The sequence below is a fragment of the Mesorhizobium sp. B2-9-1 genome (assembly GCF_006439455.1).
Taxonomy (GTDB): Bacteria; Pseudomonadota; Alphaproteobacteria; order Rhizobiales; family Rhizobiaceae; genus Mesorhizobium.
This window is the reverse complement of sequence record NZ_VFTP01000007.1, coordinates 134771-160162: the sequence shown is the minus strand read 5'-3', so window position 1 is coordinate 160162 and position 25392 is coordinate 134771. Positions and strand designations below refer to the sequence as shown.

At 65.4% G+C, this 25392-nt stretch carries 21 protein-coding genes; 15 read left to right on the top strand and 6 right to left on the bottom strand.

Annotation, left to right across the window (positions count from 1 at the left end; genetic code table 11):
- Positions 1–183 precede the first annotated feature (183 nt).
- The 15 genes from FJW05_RS15650 (at position 184) to FJW05_RS15575 (ending at position 19380) form a co-directional block, all read left to right on the top strand.
- A complete protein-coding gene (locus FJW05_RS15650; protein ID WP_006201274.1) occupies positions 184–885 on the top strand; it encodes a response regulator transcription factor in 702 nt (233 codons plus the stop codon).
- A 145-nt stretch (positions 886–1030) separates the two neighbouring features.
- On the top strand, positions 1031–2815 hold the full coding sequence (locus FJW05_RS15645; RefSeq protein WP_140546871.1) for a sensor histidine kinase: 1785 nt from the start codon (positions 1031–1033) through the stop codon (positions 2813–2815).
- A gap of 13 nt (positions 2816–2828) precedes the next feature.
- Positions 2829–3290, top strand: a complete 462-nt coding sequence (locus FJW05_RS15640; protein ID WP_140633624.1) for an HPr kinase/phosphorylase — start codon at positions 2829–2831, stop codon at positions 3288–3290.
- A 164-nt stretch (positions 3291–3454) separates the two neighbouring features.
- Positions 3455–3856, top strand: coding sequence for a PTS sugar transporter subunit IIA (locus FJW05_RS15630; protein WP_140546869.1), 402 nt, complete (start codon positions 3455–3457; stop codon positions 3854–3856).
- Positions 3853–4149: an HPr family phosphocarrier protein gene (locus FJW05_RS15625; protein ID WP_095767997.1), complete on the top strand. Its 297-nt coding sequence runs from the start codon at positions 3853–3855 to the stop codon at positions 4147–4149. The genes FJW05_RS15630 and FJW05_RS15625 overlap by 4 nt, the downstream gene beginning before the upstream one ends.
- Before the next feature lie 202 nt (positions 4150–4351).
- Positions 4352–5752: an adenosylhomocysteinase gene (ahcY, locus tag FJW05_RS15620; protein WP_140546868.1), complete on the top strand. Its 1401-nt coding sequence runs from the start codon at positions 4352–4354 to the stop codon at positions 5750–5752.
- 189 nt (positions 5753–5941) lie between these two features.
- Positions 5942–8521 carry a PAS domain-containing sensor histidine kinase gene (locus FJW05_RS15615; protein WP_140633621.1) on the top strand — a complete coding sequence of 860 codons (2580 nt, stop codon included), beginning with the start codon at positions 5942–5944 and terminating at the stop codon, positions 8519–8521.
- Between the two features lie 10 nt (positions 8522–8531).
- Entirely contained in the window at positions 8532–10043 is a 1512-nt protein-coding gene (gene tsaE, locus FJW05_RS15610; RefSeq protein ID WP_140633618.1) for a tRNA (adenosine(37)-N6)-threonylcarbamoyltransferase complex ATPase subunit type 1 TsaE, read from the top strand.
- On the top strand, positions 10040–10762 hold the full coding sequence (locus FJW05_RS15605) for a nucleotidyltransferase family protein (protein ID WP_140633615.1): 723 nt from the start codon (positions 10040–10042) through the stop codon (positions 10760–10762). Before tsaE ends, FJW05_RS15605 begins: the two co-directional genes overlap by 4 nt.
- Complete coding sequence (addB, locus tag FJW05_RS15600) at positions 10759–13878, top strand: double-strand break repair protein AddB (RefSeq protein ID WP_140633612.1); 3120 nt, start codon at positions 10759–10761, stop codon at positions 13876–13878. The genes FJW05_RS15605 and addB overlap by 4 nt, the downstream gene beginning before the upstream one ends.
- A complete protein-coding gene (addA, locus tag FJW05_RS15595; RefSeq protein WP_140633609.1) occupies positions 13875–17387 on the top strand; it encodes a double-strand break repair helicase AddA in 3513 nt (1170 codons plus the stop codon). The genes addB and addA overlap by 4 nt, the downstream gene beginning before the upstream one ends.
- Before the next feature lie 74 nt (positions 17388–17461).
- Positions 17462–17785: a thioredoxin gene (gene trxA / locus FJW05_RS15590; RefSeq protein ID WP_095767992.1), complete on the top strand. Its 324-nt coding sequence runs from the start codon at positions 17462–17464 to the stop codon at positions 17783–17785.
- A 131-nt stretch (positions 17786–17916) separates the two neighbouring features.
- The gene (locus FJW05_RS15585; RefSeq protein ID WP_140633606.1) at positions 17917–18198 is read left to right on the top strand and encodes a cupin domain-containing protein; all 282 of its coding nucleotides are present in this window, start codon (positions 17917–17919) and stop codon (positions 18196–18198) included.
- A 54-nt stretch (positions 18199–18252) separates the two neighbouring features.
- Complete coding sequence (locus FJW05_RS15580; RefSeq protein WP_140633603.1) at positions 18253–19017, top strand: sulfite exporter TauE/SafE family protein; 765 nt, start codon at positions 18253–18255, stop codon at positions 19015–19017.
- Positions 19018–19113: 96 nt separating this feature from the next.
- Positions 19114–19380, top strand: coding sequence for a type II toxin-antitoxin system VapB family antitoxin (locus tag FJW05_RS15575; RefSeq protein WP_140633600.1), 267 nt, complete (start codon positions 19114–19116; stop codon positions 19378–19380).
- Between the two features lie 196 nt (positions 19381–19576).
- Here FJW05_RS15575 and FJW05_RS15570 read toward each other — a convergent pair whose 3' ends face one another.
- From FJW05_RS15570 to FJW05_RS15545, 6 genes are all read right to left on the bottom strand, one after another.
- Positions 19577–19897 (bottom strand): VOC family protein, encoded by a 321-nt coding sequence (locus FJW05_RS15570; RefSeq protein WP_246673450.1) that lies wholly within the window; start codon positions 19895–19897, stop codon positions 19577–19579.
- Positions 19898–19950: 53 nt separating this feature from the next.
- Positions 19951–21276 (bottom strand): folylpolyglutamate synthase/dihydrofolate synthase family protein, encoded by a 1326-nt coding sequence (locus tag FJW05_RS15565; RefSeq protein WP_140633597.1) that lies wholly within the window; start codon positions 21274–21276, stop codon positions 19951–19953.
- Positions 21277–21530: 254 nt separating this feature from the next.
- A complete protein-coding gene (accD, locus tag FJW05_RS15560; protein ID WP_140633594.1) occupies positions 21531–22457 on the bottom strand; it encodes an acetyl-CoA carboxylase, carboxyltransferase subunit beta in 927 nt (308 codons plus the stop codon).
- Between the two features lie 95 nt (positions 22458–22552).
- Positions 22553–23392 carry a tryptophan synthase subunit alpha gene (trpA, locus tag FJW05_RS15555; protein WP_140633591.1) on the bottom strand — a complete coding sequence of 280 codons (840 nt, stop codon included), beginning with the start codon at positions 23390–23392 and terminating at the stop codon, positions 22553–22555.
- Between the two features lie 2 nt (positions 23393–23394).
- Positions 23395–24645: a tryptophan synthase subunit beta gene (gene trpB, locus FJW05_RS15550; RefSeq protein WP_140633588.1), complete on the bottom strand. Its 1251-nt coding sequence runs from the start codon at positions 24643–24645 to the stop codon at positions 23395–23397.
- A 26-nt stretch (positions 24646–24671) separates the two neighbouring features.
- Positions 24672–25331: a phosphoribosylanthranilate isomerase gene (locus FJW05_RS15545; protein WP_140633803.1), complete on the bottom strand. Its 660-nt coding sequence runs from the start codon at positions 25329–25331 to the stop codon at positions 24672–24674.
- Positions 25332–25392 lie beyond the last annotated feature (61 nt).

Below are 25392 nucleotides of genomic sequence, written 5' to 3'. Positions count from 1 at the left end.
CGTAGAGGTTGCCCAAAGGATTGGCAGGCTCGGTTCGTCCAATCCCACTGTGGGTGCGATGGCGTGTGACGGCAGGCCGCCCGTGACTTCGGACAAGGCCCGTGCCACATTTTGTACCCAATTTGTCCTGCAAAAGCCCCTTCTCGACGACAGAAGGGACAGCTCATGAGGGAGCCGCTTGAAATGGCAACAATCGCGCTTGTCGACGACGACCGCAACATTTTGACCTCGGTGTCGATCGCGCTCGAATCCGAGGGCTATCGGGTCGAAACCTACACCGATGGCGCGTCGGCGCTGGAAGGCCTGGCGGCGCGACCGCCGAACCTCGCCATCCTCGACATCAAGATGCCGCGCATGGACGGCATGGAGCTGTTGCGCCGCATGCGCCAGAAATCGGACCTCCCGGTCATCTTCCTGACGTCGAAGGACGACGAGATCGACGAATTGTTCGGCCTCAAGATGGGCGCCGACGACTTCATCCGCAAACCGTTCTCGCAGCGCCTGCTTGTCGAGCGCGTGCGCGCCGTGCTGCGCCGCACCAGCGCCCGCGAGGCGGCGGCCAAGGCGCCCAGCCAGCAGGCCCGCTCGCTCGAACGCGGCCAGTTGGTGATGGACCAGGAGCGGCACACCTGCACCTGGAAGGGCGAGCCGGTGACGCTGACGGTGACCGAATTCCTCATCCTGCATTCGCTGGCGCAGCGCCCGGGTGTGGTAAAAAGCCGTGATGCGCTGATGGATTCAGCCTATGATGAACAGGTCTATGTCGACGACCGCACCATCGACAGCCACATCAAGCGGCTGCGCAAGAAGTTCAAGGCCGTCGACGACGACTTCGAGATGATCGAAACCCTTTACGGAGTCGGGTACCGGTTCCGCGAGGCATGAGATAGGCAGTAGGCAGTAGGGAATAGTCAGTAGTCAGTTTTGAATGATGCGAGCGGCCACTCATGCATAGCCGCGGTCAGCCAACATTATTCCTACTGCCTACTCACTACTCACTACTCACTAACCAAGCAGGGCCTGCTATTCGATGGCAGTGGAAGTAGAGCGAGGCAGACGGGCGGGCGCGGCAAGGCGTCCGCCGCGGATCGTGCCCGCCTTCGTTTCGAAAATCACGGTGCCGATGCGCCGGTTTCTCGGCCATCACATCTTCTCCAGCCTGACGCGGCGCATCCTGTTCCTCAACCTGGCCGGCCTCGCCGTGCTGGTCACCGGCATCCTTTACCTCAACACCTTTCGCGACGGGCTGATCGACGCGCGCGTCGAAAGCCTGATGACGCAGGGCGAGATCATCGCCGGCGCGATCGCGGCTTCGGCGACCGTCGAGACCGATTCGATCAGCATCGACCCGGAAAAGCTGCTGGAGCTGCAGGCGGGCGAAAGCCTGGGGCCTGGGTCGGACCAGCTCGACAACCTCGATTTCCCGATCAATCCCGAGCGCGTCGCGCCGGTGCTGCGACGCTTGATCTCGCCGACGCGCACCCGCGCCCGCATCTATGACCGCGACGCCAACCTGCTGCTCGATTCGCGGCATCTTTATTCGCGCGGCCAGATCCTGCGCTACGACCTGCCGCCCGTCGACGACGAACAGCCGGGCGTCGTGGAGCGAGTGGAGAAGTTCATCTTCGACTTCTTCCGCAACAAGGACCTGCCGGTCTACCACGAGCAGCCCGGCGGCAACGGCGCGGCCTTTCCCGAAGTGGTCAAGGCGCTGACCGGCAGCCCTTCGACCATCGTGCGGGTGAGCGAGCAGGGCGAACAGATCGTCTCCGTCGCGGTGCCGATCCAGCGCTTCCGCGCCGTGCTCGGCGTCTTGATGTTGTCCACCGAAGGCGGCGACATCGACAAGATCGTCGCGGCCGAGCGCAAGGCGATTCTGCGCGTGTTCGGGGTGGCGGCGCTCGTCACCGCGATCCTGTCGATGCTGCTCGCCTCCACCATCGCCAATCCGCTGCGCCGGCTTTCCGCCGCCGCCGTCAGGGTGCGGCGCGGCGTCAAGAGCCGCGAGGAAATCCCCGACTTTTCCGATCGTCAGGACGAGATCGGCAATTTGTCCATTGCCGTGCGCGATATGACGAATGCGCTTTACGCGAGAATCGAAGCGATCGAAAGTTTTGCCGCCGACGTGTCGCATGAGTTGAAGAACCCGCTGACGTCGCTGCGCAGCGCCGTGGAAACGCTGCCTTTGGCGAAAAACGATGCTTCTCGCGCGCGCCTGATGGAGATCATCCAGCACGATGTGAGGCGGCTCGACCGCTTGATCACCGATATCTCGGATGCGTCCCGCCTCGATGCGGAGCTGGCGCGCGACGATGCGGCGACCGTCGACCTGAAGAAGTTCATCACCGACCTCATCGCCGTCTCGCGCGAGACGACGCGCAACAAGAAGGCCGTCGAGATCGACCTCAAGGTCGCCAAGCTGCCGGCCGGCGCCAAAGGCTATTTCGTTGTCGGCCATGACCTCAGGATCGGCCAGGTCATCACCAACCTGATCGAGAACGCGCGTTCCTTCGTGCCGGACGAGCATGGCCACATAGCGATCTCTTTGGCGCGCGCGGGCAAGTTCAATATCATCACCGTCGACGACAACGGCCCGGGTATCCGCGCCGAAAAGATCGATCGCATCTTCGAGCGCTTCTATACCGACCGGCCGGCCGGCGAGGCGTTCGGCCAGAACTCCGGCCTCGGGCTGTCGATCAGCCGCCAGATCGTCGAGGCACATGGCGGCACGCTGACGGCCGAGAACATCCCCGGCACCAAGCCCGGCGAGATCAAGGGCGCGCGTTTCGTGGTGACGCTGCCGGCGGAAGGCTGATCGCCGAACCGACATGCCAGGCGCCGCCGCAAAGCCCCGCAACATCCATGGGACGGCCATACTGGTCGGCGAGCGCGGCGTGCTGATCACCGGGCCGTCGGGCGCCGGCAAGACGACGCTGGCGCTGGCGCTTGTCGATCATTGCCGCGCGCAGGGCCTTTTTGCCCGGCTGGTCGGCGACGACCAGTTGCTTGCGGCCGCGCATGGCGGCCGGCTGGTGTGCCGCACGCCGGCGAGCATCGCCGGCCTCGCCGAGGTGCACGGCATCGGACCGCGGCCGCTGGCTTTCGAACCGGCCGCCGTGATCGACCTTGTGGCGCGGCTTGTCGAACCGGCCGACATGACGCGTCTGCAGGACGAGACCACGGAGACGATCGGCGGATGCCGGCTGCCCCGCGTCGACATCGCCCAGCGAAATGTCACCGCCGCGCTGCCCATGCTGATGGCGCGGCTGTCGATCCAGCCTTTTTCATGATCCGCTCCGGTTTTTTTGCTGCGATGCGTCAAAATGGCCCGGGCCGCCGCAATTTTGGGCTTGTCAACCGGCCGTGCGTCGACAAGATAGCGCTCCCGCCGCCTGGAATGGCTGGCGAACATAAGATACGCCTGTGAAGCGGCGATGACGGGAGCCACCAGAGAATGATCGGACTCGTGCTCGTGACGCACGGTCAACTCGCTACCGAGTTCCGACATGCCGTAGAGCATGTCGTCGGGCCGCAAGACAGTTTTGAAACCGTGGCGATCGGCGCCGACGACGACATGGAGCAGCGCCGGGCCGACATCGTCGACGCGGTCGCGCGCGTCGACACCGGCGCAGGCGTCATCGTGCTCACCGACATGTTCGGCGGCACGCCTTCCAACCTCGCCATCTCGGTGATGGAATCCGGCCGCACCGAGGTCATCGCCGGCATGAACCTACCGATGCTGATCAAGCTCTCCTCGATCCGCAAGGGCGACAACATGGCAGCCGCGCTCGACGAAGCGCAAGCGGCCGGCCGTAAATACATCAACGTCGCCAGCCAGCTCCTGAGCAGCAAATGAACGCATCGGCGCCGCGGACGGATGAGGTGGTGCGGGAGTTCCCGATCATCAATCAGCGCGGCCTGCATGCGCGTGCTTCGGCCAAGTTCGTCCAGGTCGCCAGCGGCTTCGACGCCACCATCCATGTCGAGAAGGACGGCGTGAAGGTCGGCGGCACCTCGATCATGGGCCTGATGATGCTGGCGGCGAGCCCAGGCTATTCGATCCGCGTCATCGCCAGCGGCCCGGAAGCCGTGCCGGCCATGGATGCGTTGGAGCAGCTGATCGCCTCGCGTTTCGGCGAGGAAATCTAGTCACGCTTTTTGTTGGATGCATGTCGTCTTCCCAAAACCGTTCCGCGCTTTTGGACGACACGCAAGACATGCGCGCATAAAGATTTCTTTATGTCCCATTGTCGTGCGGCGACCGATCTGGTAGTCAAGCCGGCAACCGCGCCCTCCCATGCGCCTCCCGGCGTCGGCGCGCCTTGAGAAAAAATCACACCGGAGCACTGCCATGACGGGTAGCAAGGACTATGTGGTCGCCGACATCTCGCTTGCCGGCTGGGGCCGCAAGGAGATCGAGATCGCCGAAACCGAAATGCCGGGCCTGATGGCCTGCCGCGAGGAGTTCGGCGCCAAGAAGCCGCTGAAAGGCGCGCGCATCACCGGCTCGCTGCACATGACCATCCAGACGGCGGTGCTGATCGAGACGCTGAAGGCGCTGGGCGCCGACGTCCGCTGGGCCTCCTGCAACATCTTCTCGACCCAGGACCACGCGGCCGCGGCCATCGCCGAGGCCGGCATTCCGGTCTTCGCCATCAAGGGCGAGTCGCTGGAAGACTATTGGGACTACACCGACCGCATCTTCCAGTGGACCGATGGCGGTACCTCCAACATGATCCTGGACGATGGCGGCGACGCCACCATGTACATCCTGCTCGGCGCGCGCGCCGAGGCCGGCGAGGACGTGCTGTCCAATCCCGGCAGCGAGGAGGAAGAGATCCTGTTCGCCCAGATCAAGAAGCGCCTGAAGGCTTCGCCCGGCTTCTTCACCAAGCAGCGGGAAGCGATCCGCGGCGTCACCGAGGAGACCACCACCGGTGTCAACCGCCTCTATCAGCTGCAGAAGAAGGGCCTGCTGCCTTTCCCGGCGATCAACGTCAACGATTCCGTCACCAAGTCGAAATTCGACAACAAATATGGCTGCAAGGAATCGCTGGTCGACGGCATCCGCCGCGGCACCGATACCATGATGGCGGGCAAGGTCGCGGTGGTCTGCGGCTATGGGGATGTCGGCAAGGGCTCGTCGGCCTCGCTGCGCGGCGCCGGCGCCCGCGTCAAGGTCACCGAGGTCGACCCGATCTGCGCGCTGCAGGCGGCGATGGACGGCTATGAGGTGGTGACGCTGGAAGACGCTGCGCCCACCGCCGACATCGTCATCACCACCACCGGCAACAAGGACGTCGTCACGCTCGACCATATGCGGTCGATGAAGGACATGGTGATCGTCGGCAATATCGGCCACTTCGACAACGAGATCCAAGTGGCGTCGCTGCGCAATCTGAAATGGACCAACGTCAAGCCGCAGGTGGATTTGATCACCTTCCCGGACGGCAAGCGGATGATCCTCCTTTCCGAGGGCCGCCTGCTCAATCTCGGCAACGCCACCGGCCATCCGAGCTTCGTCATGTCGGCCTCGTTCACGAACCAGGTGCTGGCGCAGATCGAGCTTTTCAGCAAGCACGGCCAGTACGAGAACCAGGTCTATGTGCTGCCCAAGCACCTCGACGAGAAGGTGGCGCGGCTGCATCTTGACAAGCTCGGCGCCAAGCTGACCGAGCTGTCCGGCGAACAGGCCGCCTATATCGGCGTGACGCCGCAGGGCCCGTTCAAGCCCGAACACTACCGCTATTAACCAAAGCGAAATTATCTACCATATATTGAAGCCGGGTGGTTGACTTTCCATCCGGCTTTATTTTTTGCGCCAATGATTCTTCACGCCGATTCCAGCAAGCGTTATTGTTGTGATTCGCGGTCCGGGGACATGTTGGGCCGGGGACGCATCAGGGCGGTCTTGCATTCAAGCGGCGAAGAGGACCAAGACATGCCGGGGGATTACCCGCCACGCGCGGGAAAGGCCGTTTCCGGCGGCCATGAGGATTCGAACGATGCCGGCCCCGGCGTGAGCCGCGGCGGTTTTCGTGCCGGCTCGCGGCTGGCCCTGCTGCTTGCGACCTCGACGCTTGCCGGCCCGCTGCTCGCCTTTACCGCCCACGCCGAGACGGGCATTCCGGCAAGGGCCACGGCGCCGGTCAGCACGCTCGAAGTCATGCAGCTCGCCATGTTCGTGGGCGTCATGGGCGCGGCGCTGGTTTCGGCCATCTTCCTTATCCGCGAGCGCGCACGCACCGCCTCGCAGAACCTGCAGCTCAGGGCCCGCATCGCGGACGTCAACGCGGCGCTGCAGCGTTCCGAGGCGCTGCTCAATCTGCGCGACCAGCGCCTGATCGTGTGGACCACGGACAACAAGAAACCCGAACTCATCGGCAGCCTGCCGCTGGAAAGCGGCGCGCCTGACGACAGGTCCGCCTTCCTCGCTTTCGGCCGTTGGCTGATGCCGCGCTCGGCGGCGGCGTTGGAGCACGCGGTTGCCGCCTTGCGCGAACAGGCGAAGACCTTCGATCTGGTCATCGAAACGCAGGCCGGCGTGCCGCTGGAGGTGCATGGCCGCAAGAGCGCGGCGCATGTGCTGGTGCGCTTCGTCTCGCTGTCGGAGACGCTGCGCAACCAGGCCAGGTTGAAGATCGAGAACCAGCGGCTCAGCGCCGACTACGACACCATCATCGGCCTGCTCGACGCGTTGAAGATGCCGGCATGGCTGCGTGGCGCGGACGGGCGATTGCAATGGGTCAACCGCGCCTATGCCGAGGCCGTGGAAGCAGGAAGCGCCGCCGCGGCCGTGCGCGACGCGACGGAATTCCTTGGCGGCCAGGCGCGCGATCAGATCGCCGAGCAGCACAAGTCGCGCCCGGTCTTCGAACAGACGCTTTCCACCGTGATCGAAGGCGATCGCCGCATGTTCGCGGTCACCGACTTCGCCGGCGCCGACGGTTCGGCGGGGCTCGCCTGCGACACCAGCGCTGCCGAGACGATCCGCGCCGAATATGAGCGGACCGTGCGCAGCCATGCCGACACGCTCGACCAGTTGAACACCGCCGTGGCGATCTTCGACACCGAGGAAAAGCTGCGCTTCTTCAACCAGGCCTTCCAGAAGCTGTGGGGCCTCGATTCGGGCTTCCTGCTCAGCGCTCCCTCCAACACGCTGCTGCTCGACAGGCTGCGCAGCGAAGGCAGGATCGCCGAGCAGCCGGAATGGCGGCGCTGGAAGGAAAACCTGCTCAGCGCCTATCGCGCCGTCGAATCGCAGGAACACTGGTGGCACCTGCCGGACGGCAAGACGATCCGCGTCGTGGCGAACCCGCAGCCGAAGGGCGGCGTCACCTGGGTGTTCGAGAACCTGACCGAGAAGATGGACCTCGAAAGCCGCTACCAGACCGCCGTGCGGGTGCAGGGCGAGACGCTGGACAATCTCGCCGAAGGCGTGGTCGTGTTCGGTCCGGACGGGCGGCTGAGGCTGTCCAATCCGGCTTTCGTCGCGCTGTGGGGGCTGACGGTGGAGGCGGTCAAGCCGAACGTCCATGTTTCGGCGATCCGCGACCTGTGCGACCAGCGTGCGGCGAACAGCCCCTGGGGCGGCTTCGTCGCCGCGGTCACCGGCTTCGACGACGAGCGCCGCGACCGCCGCGGCCAGATCGAGCTCGTCGACGGGACGGTGCTGAGCTACGCGGTGATCCACCTGCCCAACGGCCAGGTGATGATCACCTTCGTCGACGTCACCGACACCGTCAATGTCGAGCGGGCGCTGAAGGACAGGAACGAGGCGCTGGAGAAATCCGACCAGCTGAAGAACGAATTCGTGCAGCACGTGTCCTATGAGCTGCGCTCGCCGCTGACCAACATCATCGGCTTCACCGAGCTTCTGTCGCTGCCCGCGACCGGGCCGCTGACGCCGAAGCAGCGCGAATATGTCGAGCATGTCGGCTCGTCGTCATCGGTGCTGCTCACCATCGTCAACGATATCCTCGACCTGGCGACCGTCGATGCCGGCATCATGCAGCTCGACATCTCCGAAATGAACATCGACCGGACGATCGCCGCGGCCGCCGAGCTGGTCGCCGACCGGCTGGACGAGCACCGGATCAAGCTCGAGATCGATGCGGCGGAGGCGCCGGCGAGCTTCCATGGCGACGAGACCCGCATCCGCCAGATCCTCTACAACCTGCTCAGCAACGCGGCCAATTACGCGCCGGAGGCGAGCACGATCCGGCTTACCTGCCGCCGGCTGGCCGACGGCGTCGAGTTCTCGGTGCATGATGACGGCCCCGGCATGCCGCCGGACGTGCTGGAATCGGTCTTCCGCCGCTTCGAGCCGCGCGCCAATGGCGGGCGGCGGCGCGGCGCCGGATTGGGGCTCTCGATCGTCAAGAGCTTCGTCGAACTGCATGGCGGAACCGTGCGCATCGAGACCGGCCAGGACAGGGGCACCACGGTGATCTGCACCTTCCCGGACAAGCCATCCGGAATCCCCGATACGCCGGCGGGCATCCGCGACGCGGCCGAGTAGCGCGGACTATATGGCAGGAACGGTGCTGGAGCGTTTTCTCGCCGACGAGGCGGCAACGGCAAGGCTTGGCGAGGACCTCGCCATGGCCTTGCGCGCGGGCGACGCGATCGCGCTGAAAGGCGATCTCGGCGCCGGCAAGTCGACGTTGGCCCGTGCGCTGATCCGGGCGCTTGCCGACGACGCCAATCTCGAAGTGCCGAGCCCGACCTTCACCCTGGTGCAGAGCTACGAGACGCGCGTTCCGGTGCATCATTTCGATCTCTATCGGCTGTCCGCCCCGGACGAGCTCGACGAGCTCGGCCTCGACGACGCGCTCAGCCAAGGCGCGGCGCTCATCGAATGGCCGGACCGGGCCGCAGACCGCTTGCCGGAAACGGCGCTGTGGATCGATCTTGCCGAGCAGGGCGAGGGCCGCGTGGCAAGGCTGTCCGGAAACGGGCCGGTCCATGATCGCGCGGCGCGATCGCTGGCGATGCGCGATTTCCTGGCCTCCGCCGGATGGGGCGAAGCCAGCCGCCGCCATTTCGTCGGCGACGCCTCCGCCCGTTCCTATGAGATCGTCGCGCTGCCCGGCCAAGCGCCGCGCGTGCTGATGAACTCGCCGCGGCTCGTGCTCGGGCCGCCGGTTCGCGACGGCAAGCCCTATGCGGTGATCGCCCACACGGCGCAATCCGTCACTGCCTTCGTCGCCATCGACCGGGCGCTCTATGCCGCCGGCGTCAGCGTGCCGGCGATCCAGGCCCAGGATCTCGACCAGGGCTTTCTGCTCATCGAGCATCTCGGCTCGGAAGGTTTCCTCGGTCGCGACGGCCAGCCCATCGCCAAACGCTACGAGGCGGCGGCCGAATTGCTGGCCATGATGCATGGCAAGACTTGGCCTACGCGCTTGGAAGCGGCGCCCGGCGTGTTTCACGACGTGCCGCCTTTCGACCGGGAAGCCATGCTGATCGAGGCCGACCTTCTGGTCGACTGGTATGTGCCATGGATCACCGGCGAACCGGCAGACGACGCGTTGCAAGCAGGCTACCACGAGGTATGGAACGCGCTCCTCGATCGCCTGGCAGGCAGCGAATACACGCTGATGCTGCGCGACTTCCATTCGCCCAACATCATCTGGCGGGCCGAACGCGCCGGCCTCGACCGGCTGGGCATCGTCGACGTCCAGGACGCGCTGATCGGGCCCGCCGCCTATGACGTCGCTTCCTTGGCGATGGATGCGCGCGTCACCGTCTCGCCCGAGATCGAACGGCGGACGGTTGCAGCCTATGTCGCGGCTAGGCACGCAGCCGGCGCTTTCGATGAGGCCGGTTTCGCCGAGGCCTATGCGGTCATGGCGGCGCAGCGCAATTCGAAGATCCTCGGCATCTTCGTGCGGCTCGAAAAGCGCGACGGCAAGCCTTACTATCTAAAGCACCTGCCGCGCATCCGCGATTATCTGAGGCGGGCGCTGGCGCATCCGGCGCTGGCCAGCCTGAAGGAATTCTACATGGCCCACGGCCTGCTCGAGGAACGGGTCCCATGAAGCCGACGACCGCGATGGTGCTGGCTGCCGGGCTTGGCAAGCGCATGCGGCCGATCACCGACACGATGCCCAAGCCGCTGGTGAAGGTCGCCGGCAAGACCTTGCTCGACTGGGGGCTGGACAGCCTGAAAGCCGCCGGCGTCGCCAAGGCCGTCGTCAACGTGCACTATCTGCCGGAGCAAATCGTCGCGCATGTCGCCGACCGCAAGGTGCCGAAGATCGTCATCTCCGACGAGCGCGAGGCGCTGCTGGAATCGGCGGGCGGCATGGTCAAGGCGCTGCCGCTTCTGGGTGGCGAGCCCTTCTACGTCATCAATGCCGACACCTTCTGGATCGACAGCGGTCAGCCCAGTCTCGAGCGTCTTGCCCTTGCATGGGACGCCGCGAAAATGGATATTCTGCTGATGCTTACCGATCTCGACTCAGCGACCGGGCATTGCGTCGGCACCGATTTCCTTGTTGCCCCTGATGGAGCTCTACGGCGCTCGAAGGGCGATGCGGCGGGCCTGATCTATGCCGGCGCCGCCATCATCCATCCGCGCATCTTCAAGGACGCGCCCATGGGCTCGCATTCGCTCAATGTCTATTTCGACAAGGCGATCGCCGCAGGGCGCCTGTTCGGCATGAAGATGAACGGGCGCTGGATCACCGTCGGCACTCCGGACGCCATTCCGGCGGCCGAGGCAGCCGTGGCCGGCGCCCTAGCGAAGGCGGTATGAGCGGCACGCGCCGCGTCTTTTCCATTCCGCCCGGAGCGCCGTTCCTGCCGACGCTGGCGGGGGCGTTGCTCGACGGACGCCTGACCCCCGACTTCCGCTTCGACGGCGACCCGCTGGCGCTCGCCGACGCCACCATCTATGTGCCGACGCGGCGCGCGGCGCGGGCTCTGCGCGGCGCCTTCGTCGACGTTTTAGGAAAACGCTCCGCCATCCTGCCGACGGTGCGGCCGCTCGGCGAATTCGACGAGGACGAGACGGCCTTCGAGGCGGAAGCGGCGCCGGCTATGGACCTCGCGCCGCCGATCGCCGCGCAGGAGCGGTTGCTTTTGCTGGCGCCGCTGGTGCGCGCCTGGAAGGAAAGCCTGCCGGACCATGTCAGGGCACGGTTCAACGAGGAATTCGTCGTGCCGACCTCGGCCGCCGACGCCATCTGGCTGGCGCGCGACCTTGCCCGGCTGATGGACGAGATCGAGACCGAGGGCACGGATTGGGCGAAGCTCGCGACGCTGGTCACCGGCAATCTCGCCGGCTGGTGGCAGGTGACGCTGGATTTCCTCGGCATCGTCACCGACAACTGGCCGGAACTGCTCAAGGAGCGCGACTGCTCCAATCCAGCCGCGCATCGCAGCGCGCTGATCCGGCTGGAGGCGGCGCGGCTGAAACGCACTCCGCCGGCCGGACCGGTGATTGCCGCCGGTTCGACCGGCTCCATCCCCGCCACGGCGGAACTGCTTGGCGTGATCGCCGGCCTGCCCAATGGCGCCGTCGTGCTGCCCGGGCTCGACCGCGACCTGGACGACGCATCCTTCGCAGCGATCACGGCGCCCGGCGCGCGCCCGGCAACGCTCGGCCACCCGCAATACGGCCTCGCCAAGCTGATCGGCGGCATCGGCATTCCGCGCCGCGACGTCGAGGACATCGTTGCGGCGCCGCCGCCGCTCGCTTTGCGCGCGGCCCTGGTCGGCGAGGCGCTGCGGCCGGCCGAAACCACCGAATACTGGACCGAGACACGGCCGCGCTTCACGGCATACGACATCGAACAGGCGCTGGCCGGCGTGACGCTGGTGGAAGCGGCGAACGAACGCGACGAGGCAGCGGCAATCGCCATCGCGCTGAAGCGCGCCGTGGAGGCCCCGGGCAAGCGCGCGGCGCTCGTCACCGGTGATCGCGCGCTGGCGCGGCGGGTTTCGGCCGAGCTTCTGCGTTTCGGCGTCGTCGCCGACGATTCCGGCGGCGCGCCGCTCGTCAACACGCCGGCCGCCAGCCTGCTCAGGCTCGCGCTGAGCGCCGCGTTCCGACCCGGCGACCCGGTAGGCCTCCTCGCACTGCTCAAGCATCCGCTGCTCGCGCTCGGTCTCGAGCGCCAGGCCATGCGCAAGGCTGCCGAACTCGTCGAGCTGGTGGCGCTTCGCGGCGGCACCGGCCGGCCCGATGTCGCGACGCTCGGCGTGCTTTTCGAGACAAGGCTGGCGGAACTGAGCGGCGACACAAGGCAGCCCTTCTGGTTTTCGCGCCTGACCGTGCGCGGCATAGAGCAGGCACGCGGAATGCTTAGCCGTCTTACCAATTCGCTCTTGCCGCTCACCGCGATCCGCGACGAGAAAGACGGTGACATCGCGACGCTGACGCGCGCAAGTGTTGGCGCGCTGGAGGATCTGGGCCGCGCCGCCGACGGCGGCCTGGCGGAGCTCTACGCCGGCGATGCCGGCGAAAAGCTCGCCGAGCTGCTGCGTGGGTTAGTGGCCGCGTCCTCGTCCTTCACTTTCGCAGCTTCGGAGTGGCCCGACGTGATGCAGGCGCTGATCGCGCCCGAGACGGTGAAGCCGGCGCAAGGCACCGATCGCAACATCGCCATCTGGGGCGCGCTGGAAGCTCGCCTGCAGAATGTCGACACGCTGGTCATCGGCGGGCTGAACGAGGGCGTGTGGCCGCGCAAGCCCGAGAGCGACCGCTTCATGTCGCGGCTGATGAAGACCGGCATCGATCTCGAGCCGCCGGAGCGGCGCATCGGCCTTGCCGCGCATGACTTCCAGATGGCGATGGGCGCCGGCGAAGTGGTGCTGACGCGTTCGGCGCGCTCCGGCGACGCACCGGCGGTGCCGTCGCGCTGGCTGCAGCGCATCCTGACTTTCCTCGGCAAGGAGCCGGCGGCGGTATTGCGCGGGCGCGGCGACGCGCTGCTTGCCTGGGCGCGCACGCTCGATGCCGGCGAGAAGAAGGATTTTGCCTCCCGCCCGCAGCCGAAGCCGCCGCTCAGCATGCGCCCGCAGCATTTCTCGGTCACCGAGATCGAGACGCTGCGCCGCGACCCCTATGCGGTCTATGCGCGGCGCATCCTCGGCCTGATGCCGCTCGAGCCGTTGATCCGCGATCCGGGCGCGGCCGAACGCGGAACTTTGTTCCATGAGATCCTGCATTTGTTCTCGCGGCGGGTCGAGGATCCAAGGGCGCCGAGCGCGCTGGCCAGCCTCATCGAAGCGGGCCGTACCTGCTTTGCCGACGCAAAGCTTCCTCCGGATATCGAGGCCATCTGGTGGCCGCGCTTCGAAAAGCTCGCCGAAAACATCATCGAATGGGAGCATGGCCGCGCCGATGCGGTCGCGAGGCGCTATGCCGAGGAGCGCGCCGACAAAACGGTCGTCGGCCGCACCGGCGTGACGCTTTCCGGCTATGCCGACCGCGTCGACTTGCTTGCCGGCGGCATGGCCGACATCCTCGACTACAAGACCGGATCCTCGCCCTCGAAAGCGCAGGCGCACACGCTGCTGTCGCCGCAGCTTGCTCTGGAGGGCGCGTTGCTCAGGCGCGGCGCTTTCAAGGAGCTCGGCATTCGCGAACCCTCGCAGCTCGCCTTCGTGCGGCTGAAGCCGAATGGCGAGGTATTCGAAGAATCGATCCTCGAATACAACCGCAAGCCGCGCACCGCCAATGATCTGTCCGAGGAAGCCTGGGCGCGGCTGGAACGGCTGCTCTTCCACTATGCCGACCCGACCGCCGGCTATCTGTCGCGCGCCCTGCCCTTCCGCGAGGGCGAGGCCGACGGCGACTACGATCATCTGGCGCGCGTGCTGGAATGGTCGGCCGGCGGCGCCAGCGAGGACGAGGCGGAAGGATGAAATATCCGATCCCCTCCGATACCGCCGCCAGCCAGGCGCGCGCCTCCGATCCCGCCTACTCTGCCTGGGTGTCGGCCAATGCCGGTTCGGGCAAGACGCATGTCTTGGCCCAGCGCGTCATCCGGCTCCTGCTCAACGGCACCGACCCGTCGAAAATCCTGTGCCTCACCTACACGCGGGCTGCCGCCGCCAACATGTCGAACCGCGTGTTCTCGACCCTGTCGGAATGGACGGCGCTGCCCGATGCGGAGCTGGCGGTCAGGATCGCGGCGCTGGACGGCCGCGGCGCCGACCGCGACATGATGCGGCGCGCACGCCGGCTGTTTGCCGAGGCGCTCGAGACGCCGGGCGGACTGAAAATCCAGACCATTCATGCCTTCTGCGAATCCGTGCTGCACCAGTTCCCGCTCGAAGCCAACATCCCCGCGCATTTCGAGATGCTCGATCCGCAGATGGAGGCTTCGCTGTTCGCAGACGCCCGCCGCGACATGATCTCCGGCGCGGGCGCCGGCGTCGAAGGGCTGGCGGAAGCCTTTGCCACCGTGCTGGAACGCGGCGGCGAGTTCGGGCTCGATACGCTGCTTGCCGAGATCGTCGGCAAGCGCGACGAATTGCGCAGTTTCATCGCCAAGCTCGGCAAAAGCCGGGATTTCCGGCCGCTGTTCGCCGAATTCGGCTTCAGGCCCGGTCAGACTGCCGAGGGCATCGCCGCTTCGCTTTGGCCGCTGCCTGGCTTCGACCCCGGCCAGTTCGCGGAATTTGCCCGCGCCGCCGAAGCCGCCGACGCGCGGCAGGTGCTGAACAATGTCATCCCTTACGCACGAGGCGCATTCGCCGAAGCCGACCCGATCCGCCGGTTAAGGCTTCTGGCAAAGGCCTTTCTCAAGGCCGACGGCGACCCCTATGAGCCGCCAAAGATCTTCAAGAAGGCGCTTGTCGACCGGCTGCCGGATCTGCCGGAACGCTACTTTGCGGCAGCCAAAGCGATCCTCGACGTGTCGGACCGGCTGGCGCTGTTCCGTATGCTGGAAGGGACAGCGGCAGCGCTCTCCGTCGCCGGCTGGCTGATCGCGCGCTATGAGCAGTTGAAGCGCGGGCGGGGTTTCCTCGACTTCAACGATCTCATCACCCGCACGGTCAGTCTCTTGTCGCGGCCGGATGCCGGCCCGTGGGTGCAGTTCAAGCTCGACCAGGGCATCGACCACATCCTGCTCGACGAGGCGCAGGACACCAGCCCGGACCAGTGGGAAGTGGTGAAGAAGCTGACCGAGGAATTCTTTGCCGGGCTTGGCCAGCGCGACGCGGTGCGCCGAACTGTCTTTGCCGTCGGCGACGAGAAGCAGTCGATCTATTCCTTCCAGGGCGCGGCGCCGGATTCCTTTGCCGAAAGCCGGCTATTGTTTGCCGGCCGCGTGCGCGACGCGGAGGCCGACTTCGCCAATCTCAAGCTCACGTGGTCGTTCCGGTCGAGCGACGACGTGCTGGCCGCCGTCGACCGCGTCTTTGCCGAGCCTGGCGTCAGGCGCGGCATCAGCCACGATCCAGACCCTTTGAGCCACAAGGCGATCCGCAATGACGCGCCGGGCTATGTCGAGGTGTGGCCCTCGGTCGGCGCCGAGATGGTCGAGGAGCCGGACGACTGGACCTTGCCGGTCAACCATGCCAGCGCGCCCGCGGTGCGCGTCGCCGAGCACGTGGCAACGACCATCCAGAACTGGCTGCGCAGCGGCGAGGTCATCGAAGGCAAGGGCAGGAAACTGACCGCCGGCGACATCCTGGTGCTGGTGCGCAAGCGCGATCGTTTCGTCCATGCGCTGTCGCGCAGCCTGAAGAACCGGCAGATCCCGGTCGCCGGCGCCGACCGGCTGAGCCTGCCCGGCCATATCGCCGTGCAGGACCTGATCGCGCTTGGGCATTTCCTGATCCAGCCGGAGGACGATCTTTCTTTAGCTGCGGTGCTGCGCAGCCCGATCTTCGAGGTTTCGGAGGAGACGTTGCTGGCGCTGGCCGGCGGGAGGCCGAAAGGCCAGTCGCTGATTGCCTCGCTCAGGCAACATGCGGCCGAGGATGTGGCGCTCGCCGCTGTCGTTAGCCGGCTGGATGGCTGGGCAACCGAGGTCGCGTTCAAGCCCGTGTTCGAATTTTATGCCGCGGCGCTGGCGCGCGACGGGTTGCGCCGCAAGATGACGGCGCGGCTCGGGCCGGAGGCTGGCGATATCCTCGACGAATTCCTGAGCTTTTGCCTGGCCGAGGAACGCACCGGCCTGCCGGGGCTGGAATCCTTCCTGTCGACGCTGGAAAATGCCGGCCCCGAGATCAAGCGCGAGATGGACCAGACGCGTGACGAGGTCCGCGTCATGACGGTGCACGCCGCCAAGGGCCTGGAGGCGCCGGTCGTCTTCCTGGTCGATGGCGGATCGGCGCCGTTCAGCGACCAGCATCTGCCGCGCCTGATGCCGTTCGAGAGCTCCGGTGCGCAATGGAAAGGCAAGGGCTATCTGTGGCGCTCGGCCAGCGACGTCGCCAATGGCGTCTCGAAGGCGGCCTCGGTCCGGGCACGCGAGCTGGCGGACGACGAATACCGGCGGCTGCTCTATGTCGGCATGACGCGGGCCGAGGACCGGCTGGTCGTCTGCGGCTATCACGGCAAGCGTCAGCCCAGCCCCGGCACGTGGCACTCGATCGTCAGCCGCGCTTTGCTCGCCGCGCCCGAGAGTTCCGAGCGCCGGCATCCGGCGACAGCCGAGGTGGCGGTACATCGCTTCCACATGACCAGGCTCCCGCCGGTGGCATTGACCGGCATCGACGAGGCAGGGCCGTTCGAGCACACAGCGCCGCTGCCTGAAGACCTGTTCCGGCCGCTGCCGCCCTATGAGGAGCTGCCGCGTCCGCTTTCGCCTTCCGGCGCCTCGGCGCTGATCGACGAGGCGAAAGAAGCCGTCCGCGACACTCGCTCGCCGGTACTCGACGCCGCCGCCGAACCCGGCTTTGCCATCATGCGCGGTCTTGCCCTGCACAAATTGCTGCAGTTGCTGCCCGGCATCGCGGAGGAGGAAAGGCAAGGCGCGGCCGAGCGTTACCTGGCGCGCGCCGGCGCCGGCTGGCCGGACGGCGAGCGCGACAAGGCGCTGGACGCGGTGCTCGCCATCCTGTCCGACAACCGCTTCGGCGCGCTGTTCTCGCCATCCTCGCGAGCTGAGGTGGCCGTCATGGGCAGCCTCGAGGTGAAGGGCAAGCTGCGCTCGATCTCCGGCAAGATCGACCGGCTGGCGGTCACGCCCGAAAAGGTGTCGATCGTCGACTACAAGACCAACCGACCGGCTCCCGGGAACCTGGCCGAGGTGCCGCCTGCCTATGTGCTGCAGCTTGCGCTCTACCGCGCGCTGCTTCAGCCGCTCTATCCGGGCCGCGAGGTGACTGCCGCGCTGCTGTTCACTGAGGCGCCGCGCCTGATCGAGCTGCCCGCCCCCGCCATGGATGACGCCCTTGCCCGACTCACGGCAGCGTGACACAAGAACTGCTTGAAGATCGCCGCCACTACCACCACATTTGGTGCAACCCGAGTTTTCGAAAGGATTTCAGCATGGCCACCGTCAAGGTCGACAAGGGCAATTTCCAGGCCGATGTGCTCAACGCCAAGGAGCCGGTCGTGGTGGATTTCTGGGCGGAATGGTGCGGCCCGTGCAAGATGATCGCGCCGGCGCTGGAAGACATCGCCAACGAGCTTGGCGCGAAGATCAAGGTCGCAAAGCTCAACATCGACGAGAACCCGGAGCTTGCCGCGCAGTACGGCGTGCGCTCGATCCCGACGCTGATGATCTTCAAGGGCGGCGAAGTCGCCGACATGAAGGTGGGCGCCGCGCCGAAGACCGCGCTGTCGCACTGGATCAACGGCAGCCTCGCCTGAGCCAATCTGAAGTTTTCAAGATCCAAGCCCGGCCATCGCGCCGGGCTTTTCTTTGGCGTCATGGCTCGTCGCGCTCTGGCTCTCGCCTGCGGGCACTCCGTGTCCTCTGTTCGCAGGAAAGGGAGAGCTCCATGACCGGAACCGCCAAGGCTATAGTTCACGTCGACAATGAGCGCGTCATCGTCACCGAATACCGCTTCGCGCCGGGCGCCAATACCGGCTGGCATCGCCATGGCCACGACTATGTCGTCGTGCCGCTGATGGACGGCAAGGTGAAGCTGGTGACCAAGGAAGGCGAATCCTTCGCCGAGATGAAGCAAGGCGCGCCCTATTTCCGCCGGGAGGGCGTCGAGCACGACGTCATCAACGCCAATGACGGCGAATACGCCTTCATTGAGATCGAGCTGAAATAGGCCGGCCGTGATTGCCGGCTTGCACGTTTCCTTTCCGGCCTCGTGCGGGATGTCGTGACTGTAGCGCATCTCCTCGCCTTTGCCGGTTTTGCGGCCGTGGCCGCTTATGTCCAGACCCTGACAGGCTTCGCTTTCGGCCTGGTGATGATGGGCGCGATTGCGCTTGTCGGCTTGCTGCCGCTGCCCGACGCAGCCGCGATGGTCGGCATGCTGACCCTGGTCAACGCCACGCAGATGCTGATCCAGGGCGGCTGGCGCGAGATTGCGCGCCGGGAGCTGCGGCTTATCCTGGTCGCAAGCCTGCCTTCGCTGCTCCTGGGGTATGCTCTGTTGGAATGGCTGGCGGATACGCGGGCCGACCTGCTGAAAATCGGGCTCGGCCTGGTCATCATGATGTCCAGCCTGCAACTGGCCATCAGGCCTGCCGGCTTGGCAAAACGATCATCGGACGCGAGTTTCGTCGGCTTCGGTGTCGTTTCGGGCCTGATGAGTGGGCTGTTTGCGACCGGCGGCCCGCCGCTCGTCTATCATCTCTTTCGCCAGCCAATGCCGCATGTACAAATCCGCGAAACGCTGGTCACCGCTTTCGGCGCCGCGCAGGTGGTGCGGCTTATCCTGGTGGCGGCAAGCGGCAACCTGCCGGCCATGTCGCCTGTCGCGCTCGTCCTCGCCATACCGGCTGTAATGCTGATGACCTATTCGGCGCGCCGCTGGCCACCGTCATTGTCGCAAGGGACAATGCGAAAGATCGTCTTTGTCCTGCTCTTCCTGTCAGGGCTCTCGCTGGCGCTGCCCGCCGCTCTGCATCTTGCCGTTTAGGGCGCTCCAGGAAAGGCGGATGGTGGCTAGCAATCAATTGCCATTTTGATTGCGTGCTTCGGCGGGCCTATGTTTGGTCAAAACGGAGTTTCTCATATGGCCGAACCACGGCTCTCAGTCCGTAGCGCGAAAGCACGAGATCTTGCTCACCGACTTGCTCGTCGGGAAAATCGCTCCATAGCCGATGTGGTCGAACGCGCGCTTGAATCCTATGAAATCCGGGAAGCGGGACGCGAACCGGTGTCCAGTTTCTACGCTCGCCTGGCGACTGAGAGCGGCGCAGACATCGATCTGGACAAAATCATCCGAGAAGACCGCGAGTTGGCGCCGCCGGCAGAATTTGGACTGATCAACCAGCTATAGCGCACCGCGTTGAATCGGATGCAGGTGACGCCTCTAAGTCTTTGTTGATGCGTGTCGTTCTCCCAAAGCGCTGCTCACTTTGGTCGACATGCATTAGTCACCAGTCGGCGACATGGTCGCCGCCGGTGAATTGCGCGCTTTTGGCGGTGTATTCGAACAGCTCGATCTTCACGCCGTTGGGGTCGGCGAGCCAGGCCTAGTATGTGTCGTCGCAGGCGAGCTTTTTCGGCGTGACCGCGACGCCCTTCGACCGGATATGAAGGATCGCCGCATCGATATCTTCCACCTCGAGGCAGAAGTGGTTGATCTGGTTCGCCTCGCTGTAGCTGGATTCACGTTTCTCGAACACCTCGACATGGCTGCGGCCGCCGCAGTCGAGATAGAAGCCGAAGATCTTGCCGTCGCGCAGGAAATTGAACCGCGTGTCCATGCCGAGCACGTCACGATAGAAGCGACGCGTCGCCTCCAGGTCGTGCGCGAAGATGCAGACATGAGCGAGCTGCTTCACCTTGATCATGGCCGGTTCCTTTCGGCCCCCGCCGAAATCCGCGATGCTGTCCCGGTTTCGGCTCAGGTCGGCGGCGTGCCGTTCTGGGCCAGCACGGCGCCGGCGAAATAGAGAGAGCCGCCGATCAGGATGCGCGGCGCCGGGCCATCCCAAGAGTCGCGCAACAGCATCAGCGCGTTGGCGACGGAGCTGACCGGCTCGGCCGACAGGCCGGCCTCTTCGGCACGCAATGCCAGCTCGTCGTTGGGAACGCCGGCGTCGCTGCTGGTCACCGGCACGGTGTAGACATGGCGGGCAAGCCCCTTGAAGGCACTGAAATAGCCGGTCTGGTCCTTGGTGTTGATCATGCCGGAGATCAGGACCAGCGGCCTCGGGTTCTTTTCCTCCTGCTCGGCCAGCGCCTCGGCGACGACGATGCCGGCGCCGGGGTTGTGGCCGCCGTCCAGCCAGATCTCGGCGCCCTTCGGCGCCAGTTCGACCAGCTTGCCCTGGGTCAGCTTCTGCATGCGTGCCGGCCAGGCGACATGGGTCATCGCCCGCTCGGCGGCGCGGTGGCCGATCTCGAAGCCGGCCGCCTTGACGGCGGCGATCGCCGCCGCGGCGTTGGCGTATTGATGGCGCCCCGGCAGGCGCGGCGAGGGCAGGTCCATCAGCCCGTCCCCGTCCTGATAGACCATGCGGCCGTTTTCCTCGAAGGCGAGGAAATCCTGGCCATAAACCACGGTCGGGCAATCCAGCCGCTCGGCCGACTCGATCAGCACCTGAAGCGCGGTGTCGCTTTCCTGGGCGCCGATCACCACCGGGCAGCCGCGCTTCATGATGCCGGCCTTCTCGGCGGCGATCAGCTCGACCCGGTCGCCGAGATAGGCTTCGTGGTCCATCGATATCGGCATGATCACCGAAACCGCCGGCCGCTTGATGATATTGGTGGCGTCGAAGCGGCCGCCGAGGCCGACCTCGATAATCGCCGCCTCCGCCGGATGCTCCGAAAACAGGATGAAAGTGACGGCGGTGAGGATCTCGAAGACAGTGATCTTCTGGCCGCCGTTGGCCTCGGCGACACGCGCGATGGCCTCGGCGAAAATATCGTCCTCGACGAGCTTGCCGCCGCCTTCGGCCGCCAGCCGGTAGCGCTCATGCCAGTTCACCAGATGCGGCGAGGTGTGGACGTGGACAAGGTGGCCGGCGGACTCAAGCAGCGCGCGCGCGAAGGCGGCGCAGGAGCCCTTGCCGTTGGTGCCGGCAATGTGGATGACCGGCGGCAGCCGATCCTGCGGATTGCCGAGACGCTCGAGAAGCCCCGTGACGCGATCCAGCGAAAGGTCGAAGCCTTTCGGATGCAGCGTCATCAGATGTTCGATTTCGCGTTCGGCGGAAAGCGTTGTCATGATTGGAATCCTAGAGCGGTTCATCATCTCATGGAATGCAGAACCGCTCTCTCTTTTTTGTTGGCGCAATTCCGAACGGAAAACCGTTTCACATTTCCTGGAATTGCTTTGGCGGGCGGTTCCCGAAACCGGGAATCGGTTCGAACGAGCCGTGCGCAAATCAGAGGCTACAGCACGCAACAGGCGGCGCAACTCGCGGTTCGCGGCGAGCGATGTCGCGCCAAGCCGATATACCGCTTCAGGCCGACATCGCGTCAGGCTTGCGGCCGCGCCTCGGCATTGACCACCGCCGGCGGCAGGATCTCCGGCTCCAGCGGCTTCTCGGCCTCCGGCATCTTGAGCAGCATCTTCAAGAGACGGGAAATGGTCCTGCGCATCTCGAGGCGCGACACGACCATGTCGACCATGCCGTGCTCCATCAGATACTCCGCGCGCTGGAAACCGTCGGGCAGTTTTTCGCGGATGGTCTGCTCGATGACGCGGGGTCCGGCAAAGCCGATCAGCGCCCCAGGCTCGGCGATGTGAACGTCGCCCAGCATGGCGTAGGAGGCGGTGACGCCGCCGGTGGTCGGGTTGGTCAGCACCACGATATAGGGCAGGCCGGCTTCCTTCAGCCGGTCGACGCCGATCGTAGTGCGCGGCAATTGCATCAGCGACAGGATGCCTTCCTGCATGCGCGCGCCGCCGGAAGCAGCGAACAGGATCAGCGGCCGCTTGCGCTGCAGCGCGACCTCGAAAGCATGCACGATGGCTTCGCCGGCGGCCATGCCGAGCGAGCCGCCCATGAAGGCGAAGTCCTGCACCGTGACGATGACCGGCAGCCCGTCGATGGTGCCGGCCCCGTTGAGGATCGCATCCTCGAGGCTGGTCTTGGCCTTGGCTTCCTTCAGGCGGTCGGTGTAGCGCTTCTCGTCGCGGAACTTCAGCGGGTCCTGGACGACCTTCGGGTTTTCCAGCACCTCGTATTTGCCGTCGTCGAAGAAATATTTCAGCCGCTCCTTGGCTGAGATCTTCATGTGGTGGCCGGAAGCCGGGATGACGAACTGGTTGGATTCGAGATCCTTGTGGAAGACCATCTCGCCGGTCTCGGGATCCTTGATCCAGAGGTTTTCCGGCATGTCGGTGCGCCGGCCGAGCATCGAATTGATCTTCGGGCGGACGTAATTGGTGATCCAGTTCATGACTTCGGCTCCTGTCCTGGAAAGGACTTCAAGCAATTCCAGGGATAGTCTGTGGCGGTTTTCCGGCCGGAATTGCTCAAGAACAAATAGTCGGGCTATTCGGCCGCAGCAAGGCGGGCCGAACGGACGCCCTGGGCAAGACCGCTGACCAATGTGGCGACGGCTTCGGCGGGATCGGCTGTTTTCTCGCCCTTGGGCCCGAGCACATTGGCGACCGCATTGACAATCGCGGTGCCGACGACGACGCCGTCGGCATTGGCGCCGATCACACGCGCCTGCTCGGCGGTCTTGACGCCGAAGCCGACGCAGACCGGCAGGTCGGTGTGGCCCTTAATGCGGTTGACAGCCGCGGCTACCTTGCCCGTGTCGGCCAACGCCGAGCCGGTGATGCCGGTCATCGAGACGTAGTAGACGAAGCCGGAGGTGTTTTCCAAAACCTTGGGCAGGCGCTTGTCGTCGGTGGTCGGCGTCGCCAGGCGGATGAAGTTGACGCCGGCCTTCAGCGCCGGAACGCAGAGCTCCTCATCCATCTCCGGCGGCAGGTCGACGACGATCAGTCCGTCGATGCCGCTCGCCTTGGCGTCCGTGAGGAAGCGGTCGACGCCGTAGATATAGATCGGATTGTAATAGCCCATCAGCACGATCGGCGTCTCATTGTCGCCGGCGCGGAAGTCGGCCGCCAGCTTCAACGTCTTGACCAGGGTCTGGCCGCCCTTCAGCGCGCGCAGACCGGCGGCCTGGATCGCCGGGCCGTCGGCCATCGGGTCGGAGAAGGGCATTCCCATCTCGATAATGTCGGCGCCGGCGATCGGCAGCGCCTTCATGATCGATAGCGAGGTGTCGTAGTCCGGGTCGCCGCCCATGAAATAGGTGACCAAAGCCGGGCGGCCTTCGGCCTTGAGCTTGGCCATACGCCGGTCGATGCGGGTGGTCATTGTCAGATCTCCATGCCCAGCATGTTGGCCACAGTGTGCACGTCCTTGTCGCCGCGGCCGGACAGATTGACGATGACGATCTGGTCCTTGTCCATTGTGGGCACGATCTTCATCGCATGCGCGATGGCATGCGCCGATTCCAGCGCCGGGATGATGCCTTCGACCCGAGTGGTGAGCTGGAAGGCTTCCAGCGCCTCGTCGTCCAGGATCGGCTCATACTGGACGCGACCGGAATCACGCAGCCAGGAATGCTCGGGACCGACGCCCGGATAGTCGAGGCCGGCCGAGATCGAATGGCCGTCGAGAATCTGGCCGTCCGAGTTCTGCAACAGATAGGTGCGGTTGCCGTGCAGCACGCCGGGCTTGCCGGCATTCATCGAGGCGCAATGCTCGACGCCGTCGAGGCCGCGCCCGCCAGCCTCGATGCCGATGATGCGGACATCCTTGTCGTCGAGGAAGGGATGGAAGAGGCCGATGGCGTTGGAGCCGCCGCCGACGGCGGCGACGATCACGTCCGGCAGCCGGCCTTCCTGCTCCAGAATCTGGGAGCGGGCTTCCGTGCCGATCACCGACTGGAAGTCGCGCACCAGCTCCGGATAGGGATGCGGGCCGGCGGCGGTGCCGATCAGGTAATAGGTGTCCTCGACATTGGTGACCCAGTCGCGCAAGGCCTCGTTCATGGCGTCCTTCAGCGTGCCGTGGCCGGCCGTGACCGGCCGCACCTCGGCGCCGAGCAGCTTCATGCGGAAGACGTTGGGGCTCTGGCGGGCGACGTCGGTGGCGCCCATGTAGACGACGCAAGGGTAACCGAAGCGCGCCGCGACGGTGGCCGAGGCGACGCCATGCTGGCCGGCGCCGGTCTCGGCGATGATGCGCTTCTTGCCCATGCGCTTGGCGAGCAGGATCTGGCCGAGGCAATTGTTGATCTTATGCGAGCCGGTGTGGTTCAGGTCCTCGCGCTTGAAATAAACCTTTGCGCCGCCCCCAAGGCCCTTGGCCGAGGAAACCTCACGAAGATGCTTTGTGAGGCCCTCGGCGAAATAAAGCTTCGACGGCCGCCCGGCATAGTGGGTCGACAGGTTCTGCAGCTCGGCCTTGAACTCCGGATCGGTCTTGGCCTTGTTCCACTGCTCTTCGAGATCGAGGATCAGCGGCATCAGCGTCTCGGCGACGAAACGGCCGCCGAAAATGCCGAACATGCCCTGCTCGTCGGGTCCGGTGCGGAAGGAATTGGGCATTGCCGGCTTGTTCATCGCCGATCTCCTGATGTGAATTGCATTCAGGCGGCGCGGTCGTCGCGCGCGGCCCTGGCGGCCCGGAAAAACTGCTCGATCAGCGCCGGATCCTTGACGCCCGGAGCGCTTTCCACGCCGGACGAAACGTCTATTCCGGGCGGATTGGCCTGTCTCAGGGCATCGCCGATATTGGCGGCGTTGAGCCCTCCGGAAAGCATGTATTCGAGCCCGGCGTCAAGGCCGGCAAGGATGCGCCAGTCGAAGGCGACGCCGTTGCCGCCAGGCAGTTGCGAGCCCTTCGGCGGCTTGGAATCCAGGAGGAAGCGATCGGCGATGCCGATAAAGGGTTTTATGCGATCGATATCCGCCGCCTCGCTGATGGGCAGCGCCTTCATCACCGGCAGGCCGTAACGCGCCTTGATCTCGGTAACGCGCTCAGGCGTTTCCGAACCATGCAATTGCAGCATATCGGGCTGCATTTTCGCGACGATCTCGTCGAGAAAGGCATCATCGGCGTCGACGCTGACGGCTGCCGCCAGGGCCTTGCCGCGTGCCGCTTGGCGCAAACGGCCGGCCTCGGCGGGCTCGACATAGCGCGGGCTCTTGGCGAAGAAAATAAAGCCGACATGGCTGGCGCCGCCGGCAAGCGCGGCGGCCATCGCGGCGTCGGTCTTCAATCCGCAGATCTTGATGTCGAGCGTCATGGCGCGGGCTTGGCACGAAACGGCTAAAGAGTCGAGAAAAAGCATGCTGTTGCCGGTTCTG